General features: G+C 42.7%; 18 protein-coding genes. 4 read left to right on the top strand and 14 right to left on the bottom strand.

The features are described 5' to 3' along the window. Window positions 1–55: 55 nt before the first annotated feature. Window positions 56–1,483 (bottom strand): cytochrome c oxidase accessory protein CcoG, encoded by a 1,428-nt coding sequence (ccoG, locus tag HG263_RS15120; protein WP_171626919.1) that lies wholly within the window; start codon window positions 1,481–1,483, stop codon window positions 56–58. 239 nt (window positions 1,484–1,722) lie between these two features. On the opposite strand from ccoG, the gene HG263_RS15125 reads away from it, so the two are divergent. Both HG263_RS15125 and HG263_RS15130 read left to right on the top strand, forming a co-directional pair. Next, window positions 1,723–2,082, top strand: a complete 360-nt coding sequence (locus HG263_RS15125) for a hypothetical protein (RefSeq protein WP_171626920.1) — start codon at window positions 1,723–1,725, stop codon at window positions 2,080–2,082. After that, window positions 2,082–2,285, top strand: a complete 204-nt coding sequence (locus tag HG263_RS15130) for a hypothetical protein (RefSeq protein WP_171626921.1) — start codon at window positions 2,082–2,084, stop codon at window positions 2,283–2,285. Before HG263_RS15125 ends, HG263_RS15130 begins: the two co-directional genes overlap by 1 nt. Here HG263_RS15130 and HG263_RS15135 read toward each other — a convergent pair. The 13 genes from HG263_RS15135 to gspC form a co-directional block, all read right to left on the bottom strand. Then, window positions 2,282–2,869 carry a UPF0149 family protein gene (locus HG263_RS15135; protein ID WP_171626922.1) on the bottom strand — a complete coding sequence of 196 codons (588 nt, stop codon included), beginning with the start codon at window positions 2,867–2,869 and terminating at the stop codon, window positions 2,282–2,284. The genes HG263_RS15130 and HG263_RS15135 overlap by 4 nt on opposite strands. An 8-nt stretch (window positions 2,870–2,877) precedes the next feature. Further along, entirely contained in the window at window positions 2,878–3,636 is a 759-nt protein-coding gene (locus HG263_RS15140) for a type II secretion system protein N (RefSeq protein ID WP_171626923.1), read from the bottom strand. 1 nt (window position 3,637) lies between these two features. After that, window positions 3,638–4,114, bottom strand: a complete 477-nt coding sequence (locus HG263_RS15145; protein ID WP_171626924.1) for a type II secretion system protein M — start codon at window positions 4,112–4,114, stop codon at window positions 3,638–3,640. After that, window positions 4,111–5,319 carry a type II secretion system protein GspL gene (gene gspL, locus HG263_RS15150; protein WP_171626925.1) on the bottom strand — a complete coding sequence of 403 codons (1,209 nt, stop codon included), beginning with the start codon at window positions 5,317–5,319 and terminating at the stop codon, window positions 4,111–4,113. The genes HG263_RS15145 and gspL overlap by 4 nt, the downstream gene beginning before the upstream one ends. Then, entirely contained in the window at window positions 5,316–6,299 is a 984-nt protein-coding gene (gspK, locus tag HG263_RS15155) for a type II secretion system minor pseudopilin GspK (protein ID WP_171626926.1), read from the bottom strand. Before gspK ends, gspL begins: the two co-directional genes overlap by 4 nt. Next, window positions 6,296–6,988: a type II secretion system minor pseudopilin GspJ gene (gene gspJ / locus HG263_RS15160; protein ID WP_171626927.1), complete on the bottom strand. Its 693-nt coding sequence runs from the start codon at window positions 6,986–6,988 to the stop codon at window positions 6,296–6,298. Before gspJ ends, gspK begins: the two co-directional genes overlap by 4 nt. Continuing rightward, the gene (gspI, locus tag HG263_RS15165) at window positions 6,988–7,362 is read right to left on the bottom strand and encodes a type II secretion system minor pseudopilin GspI (protein WP_171626975.1); all 375 of its coding nucleotides are present in this window, start codon (window positions 7,360–7,362) and stop codon (window positions 6,988–6,990) included. Before gspI ends, gspJ begins: the two co-directional genes overlap by 1 nt. A gap of 2 nt (window positions 7,363–7,364) precedes the next feature. Next, window positions 7,365–7,958 (bottom strand): prepilin-type N-terminal cleavage/methylation domain-containing protein, encoded by a 594-nt coding sequence (locus tag HG263_RS15170; protein ID WP_171626928.1) that lies wholly within the window; start codon window positions 7,956–7,958, stop codon window positions 7,365–7,367. Between the two features lie 13 nt (window positions 7,959–7,971). Further along, complete coding sequence (gspG, locus tag HG263_RS15175) at window positions 7,972–8,391, bottom strand: type II secretion system major pseudopilin GspG (protein WP_171626929.1); 420 nt, start codon at window positions 8,389–8,391, stop codon at window positions 7,972–7,974. Between the two features lie 66 nt (window positions 8,392–8,457). Continuing rightward, window positions 8,458–9,684: a type II secretion system inner membrane protein GspF gene (gene gspF, locus HG263_RS15180; RefSeq protein WP_171626930.1), complete on the bottom strand. Its 1,227-nt coding sequence runs from the start codon at window positions 9,682–9,684 to the stop codon at window positions 8,458–8,460. Between the two features lie 2 nt (window positions 9,685–9,686). Then, on the bottom strand, window positions 9,687–11,198 hold the full coding sequence (gene gspE, locus HG263_RS15185; RefSeq protein WP_281358297.1) for a type II secretion system ATPase GspE: 1,512 nt from the start codon (window positions 11,196–11,198) through the stop codon (window positions 9,687–9,689). Window positions 11,199–11,253: 55 nt separating this feature from the next. Next, window positions 11,254–13,320 carry a type II secretion system secretin GspD gene (gspD, locus tag HG263_RS15190; RefSeq protein WP_171626931.1) on the bottom strand — a complete coding sequence of 689 codons (2,067 nt, stop codon included), beginning with the start codon at window positions 13,318–13,320 and terminating at the stop codon, window positions 11,254–11,256. Between the two features lie 27 nt (window positions 13,321–13,347). Then, window positions 13,348–14,235: a type II secretion system protein GspC gene (gene gspC / locus HG263_RS15195; protein ID WP_171626932.1), complete on the bottom strand. Its 888-nt coding sequence runs from the start codon at window positions 14,233–14,235 to the stop codon at window positions 13,348–13,350. A gap of 210 nt (window positions 14,236–14,445) precedes the next feature. Here gspC and hslR point away from each other — a divergent pair, with 210 nt between their 5' ends. Together hslR and hslO are read left to right on the top strand one after the other, a co-directional pair. Continuing rightward, a complete protein-coding gene (gene hslR, locus HG263_RS15200; protein WP_171626933.1) occupies window positions 14,446–14,856 on the top strand; it encodes a ribosome-associated heat shock protein Hsp15 in 411 nt (136 codons plus the stop codon). Window positions 14,857–14,866: 10 nt separating this feature from the next. After that, the gene (hslO, locus tag HG263_RS15205; RefSeq protein ID WP_171626934.1) at window positions 14,867–15,712 is read left to right on the top strand and encodes an Hsp33 family molecular chaperone HslO; all 846 of its coding nucleotides are present in this window, start codon (window positions 14,867–14,869) and stop codon (window positions 15,710–15,712) included. Window positions 15,713–15,970 lie beyond the last annotated feature (258 nt).

Below are 15,970 nucleotides of genomic sequence, written 5' to 3' on the forward strand. Positions count from 1 at the left end.
TGTTATAAAAAAAGCGGGTTAACCCGCTTTTATCTGTCAGCTGTAGTGTACTGAACTATTTACCTTTAAAAAAGTTCGTCTGTTGCGTTAAGCGACTGTCGGGCTCGTCAACAGGATAAATTGAAAACTCGAACTCCGTTACCGGCTTTTTCAAATCATATGGGTCAATAACTATCGATAAGGGAACGTCCATCGAACGCCCGGCTTCAACAGTTATTTGCTGCTTCCCTAAAAACTTAAAGTTACTCAAGCCCACAACATCAATATGATATGTATTAGGTACTTGTGCCTTGTTAATTATCTTTAAGGTGTACGTGTTTTCAACCAGCCCATCAAAGTTGACCCGATAAAGTTGGTTTCTATCACGAATAATATCTAATTCCATTGGCTTTCGCATGGTGATGTTAGCAACAAGCGCACCGCAAAGAACCAGCAAAATACATAAATAACCAATTAATTTTCCACGCACTGGTTTGGTCTTTTCGGCAGATGCTTCTAAGTTACGCTCAGTGGTATAAGAGATGAGCCCTCTTGGATAATTCATTTTATCCATAACACCATCGCAGGCATCGATACATGCCCCGCAGTTAATGCATTCGTATTGCAAGCCGTTGCGAATATCGATACCAGTAGGGCACACTTGAACACATAAATTACAATCAATGCAATCCCCTAACCCCAGTTCGTTAGGATCCTGTTTACGAGAGCGAGGACCTCTGGACTCACCGCGTTTTGTATCATAACTTACGGTAAAGGTATCTTTATCAAACATGGCGGACTGAAAGCGCGAGTATGGGCAGATGTGTAAGCACATGATCTCGCGCATCCAACCTGCATTACCATAGGTACATATAGCAAATACTAAAATGCTGATTGTGGCATAACCGCTAGCAGAAAAAGTAAGTAAGTTAGGCACTAACTCACGTATTGGAGTGAAATACCCCACAAAAGTGAGTGCGGTATATAACGAAAACAACATCCAACTACTATGTTTTGCCGTTTTCCGCCAAAATTTATCAAAATCCATATCTCGTTGATCGAGCTTTTTGCGCTGATTAGCGGTGCCTTCAAATTTTTCTTCAAACCAAATAAAGATAAACGTCCAAACCGTCTGTGGACAGGTGTAGCCGCACCAAACTCGGCCATAAAATGTGGTTACTAAAAATAACGCAAAGGCTGCGATCATCAATATAAACGCTAAGATAGTTAAATCTTGCGGTAATAGTGTCAGACCGAATATATTGAATTTTTGCTCAAATAAATCAAACAACACCGCTTGCTGACCATTAAAGCTAAGCCATGGTAAGAGCATAAAAGCCAACATACCAACAAAGCCTATCCGCTTTCGCAGCAATTGATGTAGCCCTTGAACAGCTCGCACATAAATACGATTTCTGGGATTAAACCTATCCGGCTGCAAATTATCCGGCTTTTGAATTTTTACCTCTGAAGGGATATTTTTGACTTTTATTTGCTTGTCCATCGAAGCTCCTTAAGCCGCCATGATCGAGCGTTACTTGCTACAGTAACCTTAACTAGAATAGGGATATTATACGCAAGCTTGCAAGGTGATTGATACCATAGAAGTCATTATTGACCAATAAAACAAACTGTTGCTTTTTATATTGAGCTAGCAGTTCGCTATCTTAACTTGCTTTTCCTTAAACTATTTTATTACACTCCTCAGGATATAGCCCTATCGAGATCAAAGTTGCCGTCATTATGAAGAAGTTTTTAATTTTTGTGCTGCTTATCGTTGCACTATTCACAACTGATATTGAAATGATCAAACAGCCAAGACAGCAGTTTCTCGAAAAGAGTATCGCCATGCTCAGTGAGTCCACTAAAGTGCAGCGACCAACTGCCGCAGCAAGGGCCCGTACTCGCATAGATCAGCAAATCCAACTAACGGACAAACAAGCCGCACATTTAGATGAAGAGCTCGCTAACGATCTAACAATGAAAAAGTTTTTTCAACAATACTGTATTGAAAGAGAAATGAGCTTGTATTTTTTCACTGACAAGCTAGAAAATATTTGCGACATTATAGAAAGCGCGATGCAAAGAACAGGATCACTATAATGGACTTTAACCAATTAAATAAACAACGAGCCGCATCCTTTAATCAACAAAAGCAATTGTTAAAGAAACTCAGTGCTGGACAAACCATACTATGTGAAACATGCCACAAACCATTGAAGCTCAATTTAGCTGTGGAAGCAGCGCAAAAGGGACAAGTCTGTTGTGAAAAAGGCTGTACTCAAATTGAGCTAGAAATAGCTTAAAAGCCTTCTTCATCATCATACAAACCGCTTTGCAGTGCAACTGTCTCAATGAGCTGCGCATAACCTTGGGCAAACTCTTGGGCCAATTGTGCTTGTTGATTTACAAATGCAGACTCATCGCATTGGTTCTGTGCGCAGTATTGCGAAATTTGGCTATGCTCCAGCGAAAAGAATGCCAGCTGCTCAGTGGCCATTTGCAAGGCATCTTTAAGCTCAGCACTAAGCTCATTTGAAGCTTGCAGCTGCTCAAAGTAACCTTGCACACCGTTTAAGAAACCCATACTCCAGAGCTGACAGACAGCATACTCAATATCATTGAGCCATGGCAGTTGATAAGCACCGGTAAAAACCTGTTCAGTGATCTGGTGATGCAATGCCATATAAGCGAACACTACAGACTCATCGATATCGTTATCATGAGCAGTGATCTCGGCTAACCACTGCTCTACCTCTACGGCATCAGGTCCGCAAATAGAGGCAAACAAATAGCCCTGCACCCAACTCAAAGGCATAGCTCCATTTCTATGGTTAATGTAGCGCTCTAAAAGCTGGCGATGTTCAGACGTAAAACTAAATTCAAGCATAATTCATATTATAAGTTAACTGGGTAACGACCTTCACTATCAGGACGCCCTAAAAACTTAACGGCATCGTGTACTTCTTTTGGTAAAGAGGCTTCGGGCTTAATATTGCCAGCGACACGAAACTGAAAGTTATCAGCGAGCACCGCATCAGCCTGTAAACCTAAACGGTTATCAGGGTCGACCAATACAGCTATATCTCCTGATTTACAGCTCAGCTCGCCACCAAGCTGACCGATATCAAACCATCCAGTAAGTCCTTCGACGGCAATACCTGGGCTTCTGATCTCACCTTTGAGGGCCTCACAGTAAGGAGCACCACTGTGGTAATTATCAATATCTAACAGGACTCTTCCTTTTGCTTTTACAGGTAAGGGTAGAGTCACTTGTGACATCGCTTGCTCTACGCTAAAACGCACTGACGTATCGGATAACCAAATACTCTGGTCCACCAAACCAAGCGTAAAGTTACCCCGGCCAGAAATATCAGATTTATCTTTCACGCTGCCAAAGCGCACATTGCCTTGCATATTTCCAAGCAGTAAGGCTGGCGCCTCGATCTTCCAGCGAACATTATTTAATTGTATGTTGCTAGCTCGAATTTCACTGACTTGTCCCTGCCATAACGTGCCGCTCACTGCCCCTATTTGCAAGCTTGGCGGCAATTGTTTACCCAGTAATTGTAATGCCACGGAAGCGGGCATGTTGTATACCGTGAATAAAGCAAAAGCGACGATAAAAATAACGATTAAACTAATTGTTTTTTTCATATTAATTCTCTAACAACAGACGGCTCACACGCACATAGCCGGGCGCACTATCTTGTGCCAGATCTAGGCTATCTATTTTCACACCATGTTTATTACTTAACTCATCTAACCAAGCAACCAACTTATTAAACTCCACTGAATCAATCGTGAGTCTTAATGCATTATCACTAGGCTGCATTTTACTAATGTTAATTTGATATTGGCCACGAGTGCGGTTAACAAGTACTGATAAATTACTCGTACTAGCGACTTGGTGCGTTGATGCGCTGCTTTTTATCTTTACGACACTGTTATTAACCCAAGTCACAAGCGCTTGGTAACGCGCTTTATCACTTTGCGCTTTGTCCACTGCGGCATTGAGTGGTTTAAATACACCCATGATTAAAAAGAATATAACAAATACAATAGCAGCAACAATGAGTAGCTTCTGTTCTTGCTCTTTAAGTGATTGCCAATATTTTAATGCTTGTTCTTTCATGCATCACCTCGTAGTCGGATCTCACCAATCACTACATCACCGTCATTGTTTAATGACCCTTGTTGCACCTCTAAGCCTCGCTGCTCCAAAATTGCTTTAACTTGCCCAAATACTTGGAAGCCGCTCGCACGTGCACGAATTCTCAACTCATTTCTGCGACGATCGTAGCGCAATGTTTCAGGCGTAAAATTCTCAACTTCACCAAACACTGCGACTAAATGGTTGGTCAACTTTAGGAATCCACCTTGCTCTGCACTACCAAGCCCTGCAAGCTCTCCCTCTATTTGCTTTTTCAGCAGATGTGGACGTACTACTTTTCCAGGAAAGGCTTGCTGATAAACGGCTACAGCCTGTGTTTTGAAGTCGTCAGCTTGCTTTTGTAACACCACCAACTGAACACCTTTCACCACGACAAAACAGCCAACTGCAATACTTGCCGCCAGTAAGCCACTGCGCCAATCTCGCCACCATTGTGGTTGCTTTTTCTTTGCAGCAAACACCCCTTGTCGCAAATTAAATGAGACATTTCCTAATTGCTTTGCAAAAAGCGCTAGAGGTAAATCATATTCAGCTTCTTTTGCTTCTTTTGGTGCCACATCAGGGATTCCCTCAGCAGGACTGTAATGAACAATTCTACTTGGCTGTAACGCGTATAGATAATCCGCTCCCCAGCTTTTTTCTATCGCACTGATATGCCAGTGCCCTAAACGGCAAAGCCACTGCTGACCAAGCTCAATCATAGATAATGCATTGTCTTGTTGCTCTGGCAATAGCAATGCATCTGGTATTACGCGTGTTAGCTCAATATCCAGTTCACTGAATAACGTTAACCAGCCTTTCAACCATTGCTTATTACAAATGGCGACTTCGATACAGTGCTTTTCACCATCCATTACAGGCTGTCCAACGGCAATGAACAGCTCATCAACATCACACGCGATTTGTTCTTCAAGCATAAATGGCAGTGCTTGCTCTAGCTTTCGGTTCCACTTAGTCGGCAAGACCACACGCTTTAACTGCACTTGAGAAGCACTCAGCAATAGCGTTACCTCTCGACTAGCCGCTTTTTCTGATAGCTGCTCAAGTTGTTCTGCATTGTCTAATTCACCACTGGCAATGATTTGTTCATCCGCAGATGAAAATACTAACCAATGAATCGGTTTTTGGTGTGACTGATCCACTCGGATCACTAATTTTTCTGTCACTGTACGCCTCCAAATTTTCGCGCCAGTATAGTTGCTTGACCTTGATTTATTTGAATAATTGAGGTCATTGAAAAGCGTCTATCATCAAATAGTGCTTTTGCGCGTAACTTAAAATAATTACTATTTACGGTAAATAATTCGTTGCTTTGCTTATCAACTTTAGCGCCTTGATCCCTTGCCTCGACAAAAAAATCTTCAACATTATCAAACCCTTTCTCTGGCCTCGCTGCGATGATAGCTTCTGCACCAGAGGCACTTAGGCCTTCTAATAAGCCACTTAACAATAAGGCTTGTTCCGTTTTGATTGTATTTACATTGATTTTTAACTCAGTGTTACCTGGGATGACACACACATAAGGTAATAACTTTTCCATCACCAAGGGATTAAACCCTTTGATTACTCTGAGCTCTGACTCAGACGCCATTAAATTATTGGCACTCAAATAAGGTGTGGTTCTGGACATATACTCATCTTCTTCTGCACCGGAGCGAAACGTGATGCTGTCTTCATCAAGCCAGTCATAAACACTATCAGCCAACGCTTCTTCGCTTTCTTCTACAGGTAAGTCTTCAATGTTGTTCAACAACGACAACAACGCCTTGTGAGCTGGATTGGTATCGTCCACACTACCACTTTGCTTTTTCTCGGCTCTAAGGGCGTTTAAATTTAAGCATGCTTGCAAGTCAGTTACTTCGCCACTTAGCGTGCCATGATCCACGGGATATGGCACATCACTCAAGGCCCAAGGTTGCCCAAGGTGTACTTTTTCTGGCTCTTCTTTTTTACTCTCCAAAAGTACTTTTTTAACAAGCTCTTCAGCACCATAGCTATACCATTTAGCTTGTTGGTGCGTTTGAATGTTTTGCGCGCGCTGTACTTGCACCATTAAATTGCCAGCCATTTCAGCAGCAACCGTTGCTGCCAAAGCGACGATAAATAATACGATGATTAGTGCCGCACCGTGTTGTTTTTTTATCATCTACGGCCCCCAACAGCTGAACGCTCATTTTGGGTGTTATCAAAAGAACCCCCCCTGACTTGGCCACTTTCACTTTGAGCTTGTTGCTCTTTGCCATCACCTGGGGTTAAAAATAGACGACGAATAGGTGCTGCACCTTTAACTTGTAACGTAACCGCAACAGCGACAGGTAAGGCTTTCTTTTTCCAATCTTCTTGCCACTTTTGCTTGTCATCCATAAACTCAAATTTAAGCTCTTCAACGTCTTCAATGACAACTTGCGAACGAGGCTCTGCGCCATCAAGTTCATCTACATAAATACGATATATACGTTCTAGGTTATCATCAACAACCCGGTAGCCGACCGCTTGTAGCTCAGAACGAGGCAGTAAGCTGATAGGGTTTGTCCAACCATCACGGACAAACGCAATACCATCAAACTGGCTTTGTAATTCATAGCGTCCGTGTAATATATAGGTAGGATTAACATCTCCGGCCTCATTGCGGACTTCACGTTTGGTCATTTGACTAAAATCTTGATCCATCAATCGAAAAGTGGTCTGCAATGCTTCAAGTTCTGCAATGGTCGACTCCGATGCATCTTTCGCTTTGAGGGTTGAGTCTAAAATTTGGTGAGTCGCCATAACCACAAACGCTAAGATGCCCAGAGCAACCATGACTTCAAGCAATGTAAAACCACGTTGGCGCATTATGATTTATCCTTGAGAATAAACGTGGTTAAGTCATAGACCGAGTGCTTTAACGCTTCATCGCTAAACACTTCCACGGTCACTTTGACAAAGCTGGGGTCTGCCGTTGCAGTGACTTTTTGCTGCCAGTACCATGTTCGTTCAGCTAGTTCTTCTTCGCCTTTTTGATTATTGGTGCCAGACCACTTTTCGCCGCTAGCGCGCATTTCTACGAGGCGATTTTCAGCAACCCATGAGGCATAGGTTTGCTCTTCAAGCGTTGATATGTGTGTAATATGTTCGCCAGTTGCTTGCATGGCGGCAATGCCCGCCATAGCACATATACTCATAGCGACCATCACTTCTAATAATGTAAAGCCACGATTATTGCGCATCATCATTCAGGCTCCATACGCAAGTTAACCGGCGCCATAAATTCACCTTCGATAAAATAAACTGGCTCATTTTGCTCAGCCAATTCAATCGTTATCTGAAAAGCACTGACTTCTCCAGAAGATAGAATCAATACCTGTGGTACTTTAAGCTTTTTTAGCTCTAATAAGCTCTCATCGGCATCAGTACCCATCAGTTCACGCCAATTAGATTGCTCTAGCAAGTTATCCTGCGACCAAGCTAAATCTTCGATGTTCAACTCAACTCGGTACTGATCACTAAACTCGATGGGTTTGTATAACTCTTCTGACTCTAGAGGCGTCCATTTGTCACCATCAAACACTAACAGTTCAAGTACGTTCTTATCTAAATGTAAGCCCAACTCAACCTGATTTAGCACGGCAAATTCAGAAGCCATGTTAAGCACACTGTGAGTGCGCAATGCCTTTTTTTCTAGCTCTTCTTCCATATCGCCACCAAAGCTATAAGTAACCATTTTGGTTGCAAATGCAATGATCACAATCACCACGAGGATTTCAATCAAGCTAAATCCTTGCGGGTGGTTTGCTGTGCTATGCCGAGGTGACAAGTTGCTCATATGAGATTAATCGCTACTTCTCTTCGTCCCAGTTACCAATGTCATCTTCAGTACCAACTTCGCCATCTGGACCCATTGAGAAGATGTCAATTTTACCCATTTCACCTGGGCTTACTAATTGGTATGGATTACCCCAAGGATCTTCAGGTAGCTTTGAAATAAAACCACCATCAGGAAAACGTTTTGGTACTGGATCGATTGTAGTTTGGGTAACTAACGCTTCTAAACCTTGCTCTGTTGTGGGGAACGCTTTGTTTTTTAGCTTGTACATATTCATTGCATCTTCTAGCTGCTGAATATCTAAATGCGCTTTATCAATTGCGGCCTCTTCTTGTGAACCCATAATATTTGGCGCAACGATAGACATGATCATACCTATGATCACCAATACCACCATTACCTCTAATAATGAAAAACCTGATTGTTTATTCACGATATTTTCCCTCAAAGTTAATTACTTAATACGCATGAGAATGACATGCTCAAGTGTTATGTTTGACTATAATCCAACCGCTTTGTTCATAGCCATAATAGGTTGCAAGATAGCCATTACGATGAACAGCACGATCACTGCCATGCTGGCTATCATTGCCGGTTCTAAAAGCTTAAGTGACACACTCACCATGCTTTCAAACTCTCTATCTTGGTTATTTGCAGCTCGTTCTAGCATCTGTTCAAGCTCACCTGATTTTTCACCGCTGGCAATCATATGAAGCATCATTGGTGGGAATAGCTTGGTTTGATGCAAAGCAGCACGCAAACTTGCGCCTTCACTTACGCGTGTTGCAGCTTCAGCAACAGCCGCCTTAATTTTCTCGTTTTCAAGCACCTGCCCGGCTATCTTCATCCCCTCAAGCAATGGGACTGAACTTGAAGATAAAATACTTAAGGTGCGCGCAAATCTTGCAGTATTAATACCTCTGCTCACCTTGCCTATACCTGGCAAAACTAACAGCTTACTATCGAACCAAAAACGCACCTTGGGCTGCTGTAAAGAACGTTTCATCAAAACCATACTGCCAGTAATCACAACAAGACTGACGAGCCAATAGCTTTGCACAAAGTTACTTGCCGCCATCACCCACTCGGTAGTCCAAGGTAGAACCTGATTAGATTTCTCAAATGTTTTCAGTATCTTTGGCACGACTGTCCCAAGTAAGACTGAGACAATGGCAATCGCAAAAACCACCAAAATTGTGGGATAAACCATTGCTTGAGTAATTTGGCTACGCATATGTTGGCGCTGTTCGGTGTAATCAGCCAATCGATTTAATACTTGATCTAAATGACCTGACTTTTCACCCGCTGCCACCATTGAACGGTATAAATTATCAAATACATGTGGGAACTCAGACATACCGTCTGCCAATGTATAGCCCTCAACCACTTTAGAACGTACCGACATCAGCATTCGTTTTAAGCGAGGCTTTTCACATTGCTCTGCCACAGCCATCACCGCAGCTTCAACCGGTAATGCAGATTGGATCAAAGTTGCAAGCTGACGTGTTATCAAAGCCAAGTCGGCAACGGATGGCTTATAGCCTTGAAACAGCTTAAACCCACCACCTGATTGTTGCTTGTCTCGCTCTGCAGCAGGCGATACTTCAAGTGGCATCATGGCTTTTTCACGTAGCATTTGCCTGACTTGTTTAGCGGTATCAGCCTCTAAAATACCAGACTTTTCCTTGCCTTTTGCGTCTAAAGCGCGATACTCAAACGCCGCCATAACTACCCTTCCTCACGCGTCACGCGTAATACTTCTTCCAAAGTAGTTTGGCCTTTAAGTACACGAGCTAGGCCATCTTGACGAATGCTTGGGCTGTGCTTGCGAATATACTTTTCTACCGCCTGCTCTCCCTTACCATTGTGAATAAGCTCACGAATAGTCTCATCAACCACCAGTAACTCATGGATACCAGTACGCCCTTTATAACCATTAAAGTTACACTCTTCACAGCCTACAGCACGATAAATCGTAGGTGCTTTATCAAACGGTTGACTTAGAAGTTCACACTCTCGCTCATCCGCAAGATGTGCTTCTTTACAGTTTGGACAAAGTGTTCTTACTAAGCGTTGTGACAACACACCTAATAGTGAAGAAGACAGTAAGAACGGTTCAACCCCCATATCTTCCATACGCGTGATGGCACCAGCAGCGGTGTTAGTATGCAGCGTTGACATCACCAAGTGACCTGTCAAAGATGCTTGCACTGCGATTTGGCCTGTTTCTAAATCACGTATCTCCCCCACCATTACCACATCAGGATCCTGACGTAGGATGGCGCGTAAGCCTCGAGCAAAAGTCATATCTACTTTGGTATTTACTTGCGTCTGACCGATACCTGGAATTTCGTATTCAATCGGATCTTCAACAGTAAGGATGTTACGGTCTTTTGAGTTTATTTGGCTCATACCCGCATACAAAGTGGTACTTTTACCAGAACCCGTAGGACCTGTTACAAGAATAATACCGTGTGGCTTACTGATGATATCAGCAAATAGTTCTCTGTTTCGCTCGGTCATGCCTAAATCTTCTAGATTTAGACGTGCGTTGTTTTTATCTAGTAGACGCAATACAACACGTTCACCAAAACTTGATGGCATGGTTGAAACACGTACGTCAACGGCACGCCCAGCAATACGTAAACTGATACGACCATCTTGTGGAATACGCTTTTCAGCGATATCCAGCTTTGCCATAACCTTAATACGCGATACTAATAACGACGCTAACTTGCGGTTTGGTTTAAGCACTTCTTTAAGCACACCGTCAACTCGAAAACGGATAACTAGGTCTTGCTCAAAAGTCTCGATGTGAATATCTGACGCACCTTCTTTGATAGCCTCACTCAGCATTGCATTGATTAGCTTGATAATCGGCGCATCGTCATCGGCAGCAAGTAAGTCTTCTGTTTGTGGTAGCTCTTCGGCTAATGAAAACAAATCCACTTCATTACCAATATCTTCCATCATTTGCTGAGTTTCAGAGCTATCACGCTGATAAGACGCCTCAAGAAGCAGTTCAAACTTGTCATCATCTAAGTGTTCAAGCTTAAATGCTTCACCTGCGGTGCGGCGTACTTCCAACAAGGTTTCTACCTTTAGTTCACCGCGATAGTAAACGACCAGCCCGTCCGCTTGTTGGCTCATTAACATACCTTCTCGGCGAGCATAACCAAATGGCAAACGCACAGGCGATTGTGCTATTTGTTCAGACTGTTCGAGGACTTCGGCAGGCATATCAGTTACGGATAGCTCACTAACCGACATCTCAGTGACCGCTTCTACCTTACTCTCAGTCATCATTACCGCGCTCTTTATTATTTTGTTCGTTTAAAAACTCTTCGTACGTTGGTGGTAATACCAATGCATCGTTCCACTCTGGTAATACCGGTGTGGCTTCAAACGGCATCAAATCGATACCATCGTCTTGTTGGATCTGCTGCTCAGTACGAATAAAGTTATATTTAGAGTGGCTTAGCTCATTCATGCTACGACTATCACGAATAATGGTCGGGCGAATAAATACCAATAAGTTACGCTTACGCTTGGTGGTACCCGTTGATTTGAATAGATGCCCTATGACAGGAATATCACCTAACAGTGGTACTTTTGAGACACTTTCTTGTACATCTTCGTCAATCAAGCCGCCTAAAATTACCATACCACCATCATCTGCAATTACGGTGGTATTGATAGCTCGTTTATTTACTGAAATATCAACCGCTGTTGCACCACTCACACTCGACACTTCTTGCTCAATGGTAAGTTGCACTGCGGAGCCGTCATTAATTTGCGGCGTCACTTTTAGCTTAATACCCACTTCTTGACGGTCAACTGTTTGGAATGGATTAGAATTATTGTCACCCGATGTAGAGCCAGTAATAATAGGTACTTCTTGACCCACGATCATAGAGGCTTCTTCATTGTCCATGGTAGTGACGGAAGGCGTCGCTAGGATATTTGATTTGGTGTCAGTTGAAATTGCCTGAACAATTGCACCCCAATCGTTTTTGATAATACCCATCGCCAGGCCATTTACACCACCAAGCAACTGACCGAGTGGTCCTAAGTCACCTTCTACCGTTTTAACCGTATTTGATACTGCATTGTCATCTGTACCAACAATAGTCCCTTTGACTTCTTTATCACGCGCTTGCTCAGCCGCTACGGCTAAAGACCCAACAGGTACGGTGCTACCGTTGTTAAACTGCAGCATCCCCCCTTGCTCTGAGATCCACTGCAGACCAAAGTTAATACCATCACTTTCGAAGACTTCAACAACAATCGCTTCTACCAATACTTGAGCTCGGCGAATATCTAGCTTATCAATCACTTGAGATAATGAACGCATGGTATCTGGCTGTGCGGTAATAACCAGTGAGTTTGAGTCTGGATGCGCTTCAATACTGGTTTCATTTTTATTCCTGCTGCGGGTTTTATTACCACCACCTTGTGCGTCTTCTTGCAGTGTTTTGCTCACACCTTGCAGCACTTTTACCAAGTCTTCAGCTTTGGCATAGTTAAGATAAAAAACTTTAGTGTTGCCTTGGTTTTCTAGCTCATTGTCTAAGCGCTTAATTAAATCAGTTGCTCTGCTTCGGGCTTGTGACTCGCCGCTAACAATGACGCTATTAGTGCGGCTGTCAGCAACGACTTTTGGAATGAGAAAATCGGGAATAGCACCCTTACCGCTATCTTTATAAATACTCTCAACGACCGACACAACATCATCCGCTGTGGCATGATTTAGCTTAACGATATCTACACGCTTGTCGCCTGCTTGGTCTACTGACTTGATGATATCCACCAAACGATTAACCGATGCCGCATGACCTGTGAGCATCATTACGTTGGCAGAGTTTAGGTTAGTCACGTGACCACCATCTTTTTGGTCACTAAATTGGCGAATGAGTGGACCTAGCTCTTGTACGCTTACATTTTTCACACGTACAACTCGGGTGATCATCACATCACCATTCCCCGCTTCCTCGCCTTCAACCAATGGCACATTGCCTTTTTTGCCGTCAGAGCTACGCACAACCTTCAATACGCCGCTGTCCATTTCCGTCACAGAGTAACCATACACTTCGAGTACGTTTAAAAAGAATTGATAGTACAGAGATTCATCCATCAACTCATAGCTACGCACGTTAATGTTGCCGCGTACATTGGGGTCGATGATGATGGTTTTATTTAGATTCTTACCAACGATATTAATAAATTCGTTAATATCAGTGCCTTTGAAGTTGGCAGCATACTCAACAGCAGACACAGAAAGCGACAAACCAGCTGCTAACATCAGAGCTGCATATCTAGCTAACCCTTTTTTGATTTTTGTGAGGTGTAGCTTTTTACCCATTATTTTTAAACTCCAAATTTAGTATCGTTACAGGCTAAATTGCACGCTCATGACCTGACCATCACGCTCAACCGTAATAGTGGCGTCAGTGCTATTTCTTAGCTCGTTCATGGCAGCCATGGCCTGTTTCATATCCGTGAGTTGATAACCGTTGATTGCAACAGCCAAATCATTGTTTTTTAACCCCATTTTGTTAAACAAAGCAGGGTCTTTACCCGGGCTCAAGCGATAGCCCAAAAGCTCTCCTGAACTTCTGTAAGGCGTAATGCGAATATAATCGAGTAATTTGCCTGGATCTTTTAATAATTCTTCTTTTTTCTCTACTAATTCACTGGGGACCGTTGTACGCACAAGTCCTCCGCTTTTGGTTGGCACTTTAGGCGCGACTGGCATAGCAACATTTTTTGAATATTCCAAACCATCAAGCATCAACGTCTCAAAACGGCCACTCACATCTAAAATAACTCGATCTGGTAATACTTGGGCAAGTTTGGCGCGCGTGCCTTCAACCGCTTCTTGCACCTCATAAGTCGCTTGACGGCCCTGAGATTCAATAATCGCAAGTCCCGCTTTATCATTGAGACTCACAGCAACTATCCCAGTCAAACGAACATTCAATGCTGTTTGAGGCGCATCAGAAACAATAGCTTGTGGCTGTTCAACAGGCTTGCTTTGCGCATCACCAAATAGATTCTGTTGAATAATTGCTTGGCTGTTAACCGCTGAGCTGCTGGACGCATACACGGCAGACATTGAGGGCAAAGGCGCAGTAACCGGTTTAGGCCATAGCAACCAAAACAATTGAGATAATAAATAAGCAATAAAAACAACAGACAAATAAACCACTAAACGGCTAAGTTTGGCATGAGGCAGCGCAAGTAATGTTTTTTGTAACTGTTGTAATTGTAGTTCCATATCCGTCTATTCTTATTCTGTTGAGCGACCCAGTGTACCTTTTCGGTGAAAATACAACAAGCGCACTAATATGACAGTTTACGTATCCTGTCTAATCTTGTGGCTAGCCCTTCGAACACTAAACGTCGCAAGAGTTCCACATGCTTTTTTTGAATGTGGAAATATGCTAAATTTGCATCATTATCGCACGTTCTTCATGGTTAATAAATTGTGACAAAGAAATCCCCCGAAAAACCCAAGCAAAATGAGACTATTAGGCTAGACAAATGGCTATGGGCAGCACGGTTTTACAAGACCCGAGCACTCGCTCGAGAAATGATACAAGGGGGTAAAGTACACTATAACGGGCAACGCTGTAAACCCAGTAAATGTGTTGAAGTTGGTGCAAAGGTTAAGCTAGCACAAGGGGTTGATGAAAAAGAAGTAACCATTTTGAAGTTACTCGACAGACGTCAATCCGCTACGATTGCCCAGCAATCATACCTTGAATCGGAACAAAGTATTGAAAAGCGTGAACAAAACGCAATAGCACGCAAAAACAACAGCTTTTTTGCACCACATCCTGTTAACAAACCGGATAAAAAGCAAAGACGCGAATTACTCAAATTGAAATCAAGCTAGGATTTAATAAATGCAACCTGATTTACTACACCGCTATATTTTCGAAAAACTCGATGTACGCGGCGAGCTGGTACAAATCGATCAAACCTTTAACGAGATCATTGCAGGACACAACTATCCGCAAGCAGTTCAAGCACTGCTCGGCGAGTTGTTGGTTGCGACCAGTTTATTAACGGCCACTTTGAAATTTGAAGGCGACATTGCAGTACAATTGCAAGGTGATGGCCCCGTCAAGTATGCCGTTATTAATGGCGATCACGAACAAAACATGCGTGGCGTTGCAAGATTACAAGGTGAAATCAGTGGCTCCACCATCCCTGAGTTAATGGGTAAAGGCTATATGGTCATTACTATTACGCCAATAAAAGGCGAACGTTATCAAGGTATCGTGCCGCTAACATCAGACTCACTTGCAGCTTGTTTAGAAGATTACTTCACCCAGTCAGAGCAATTAAAAACGCGCTTGTGGTTTGCTACTCGTACCAGCGGAGAACGCGTTAAAGCAGCAGGCTTGTTTTTGCAAGTACTTCCTGTTGATAAAGAAAAGTCAATTGAAGACTTTGTACATCTAGAAGCTTTGAGTAATACCATCAAAGATGAAGAGTTACTCGACTTAGATGCACAAACAGTGCTGACGCGTTTGTACCACGAAGACAACCCTCAGCTTTTTGAACCACAGCAAATCAATTTTGTATGTGGATGCAGCCGTGAAAAAACCATTAATGCACTCGTTAATGTTGGTCAAGAAGCACTACTTGAAGATCTTAAAGAGCAAGGGGAGATCAATATTAGCTGTCACTATTGTCTAAAAAACTACACTTTTAATGAAGACGAGATCAAAGCAATTTTTAACTAAAATAGCCTTAGTGTCCGTTTCTAATATCAAGCCGTCAAAATGACGGCTTTTTTGTTGGTAAAAAATGACACCGGTATCACTAATTTAGTAATTTTCATGACACCGGTATCATTGAAATTATTTAAGTTTTTTGACATTTTTATGCCTTTTTAGGCCCTCCAAAAGCTCGAATATCTCAAAACCATCTGGTAAGATAAATTCAGCTTAAGGTTAGTCAGAACTTCAGAGCTATCCCGTTCAATCTCACATTTAGGTAAT

Source organism: Pseudoalteromonas caenipelagi, assembly GCF_013140855.1.
Taxonomy (GTDB): domain Bacteria; phylum Pseudomonadota; class Gammaproteobacteria; order Enterobacterales; family Alteromonadaceae; genus Pseudoalteromonas; species Pseudoalteromonas caenipelagi.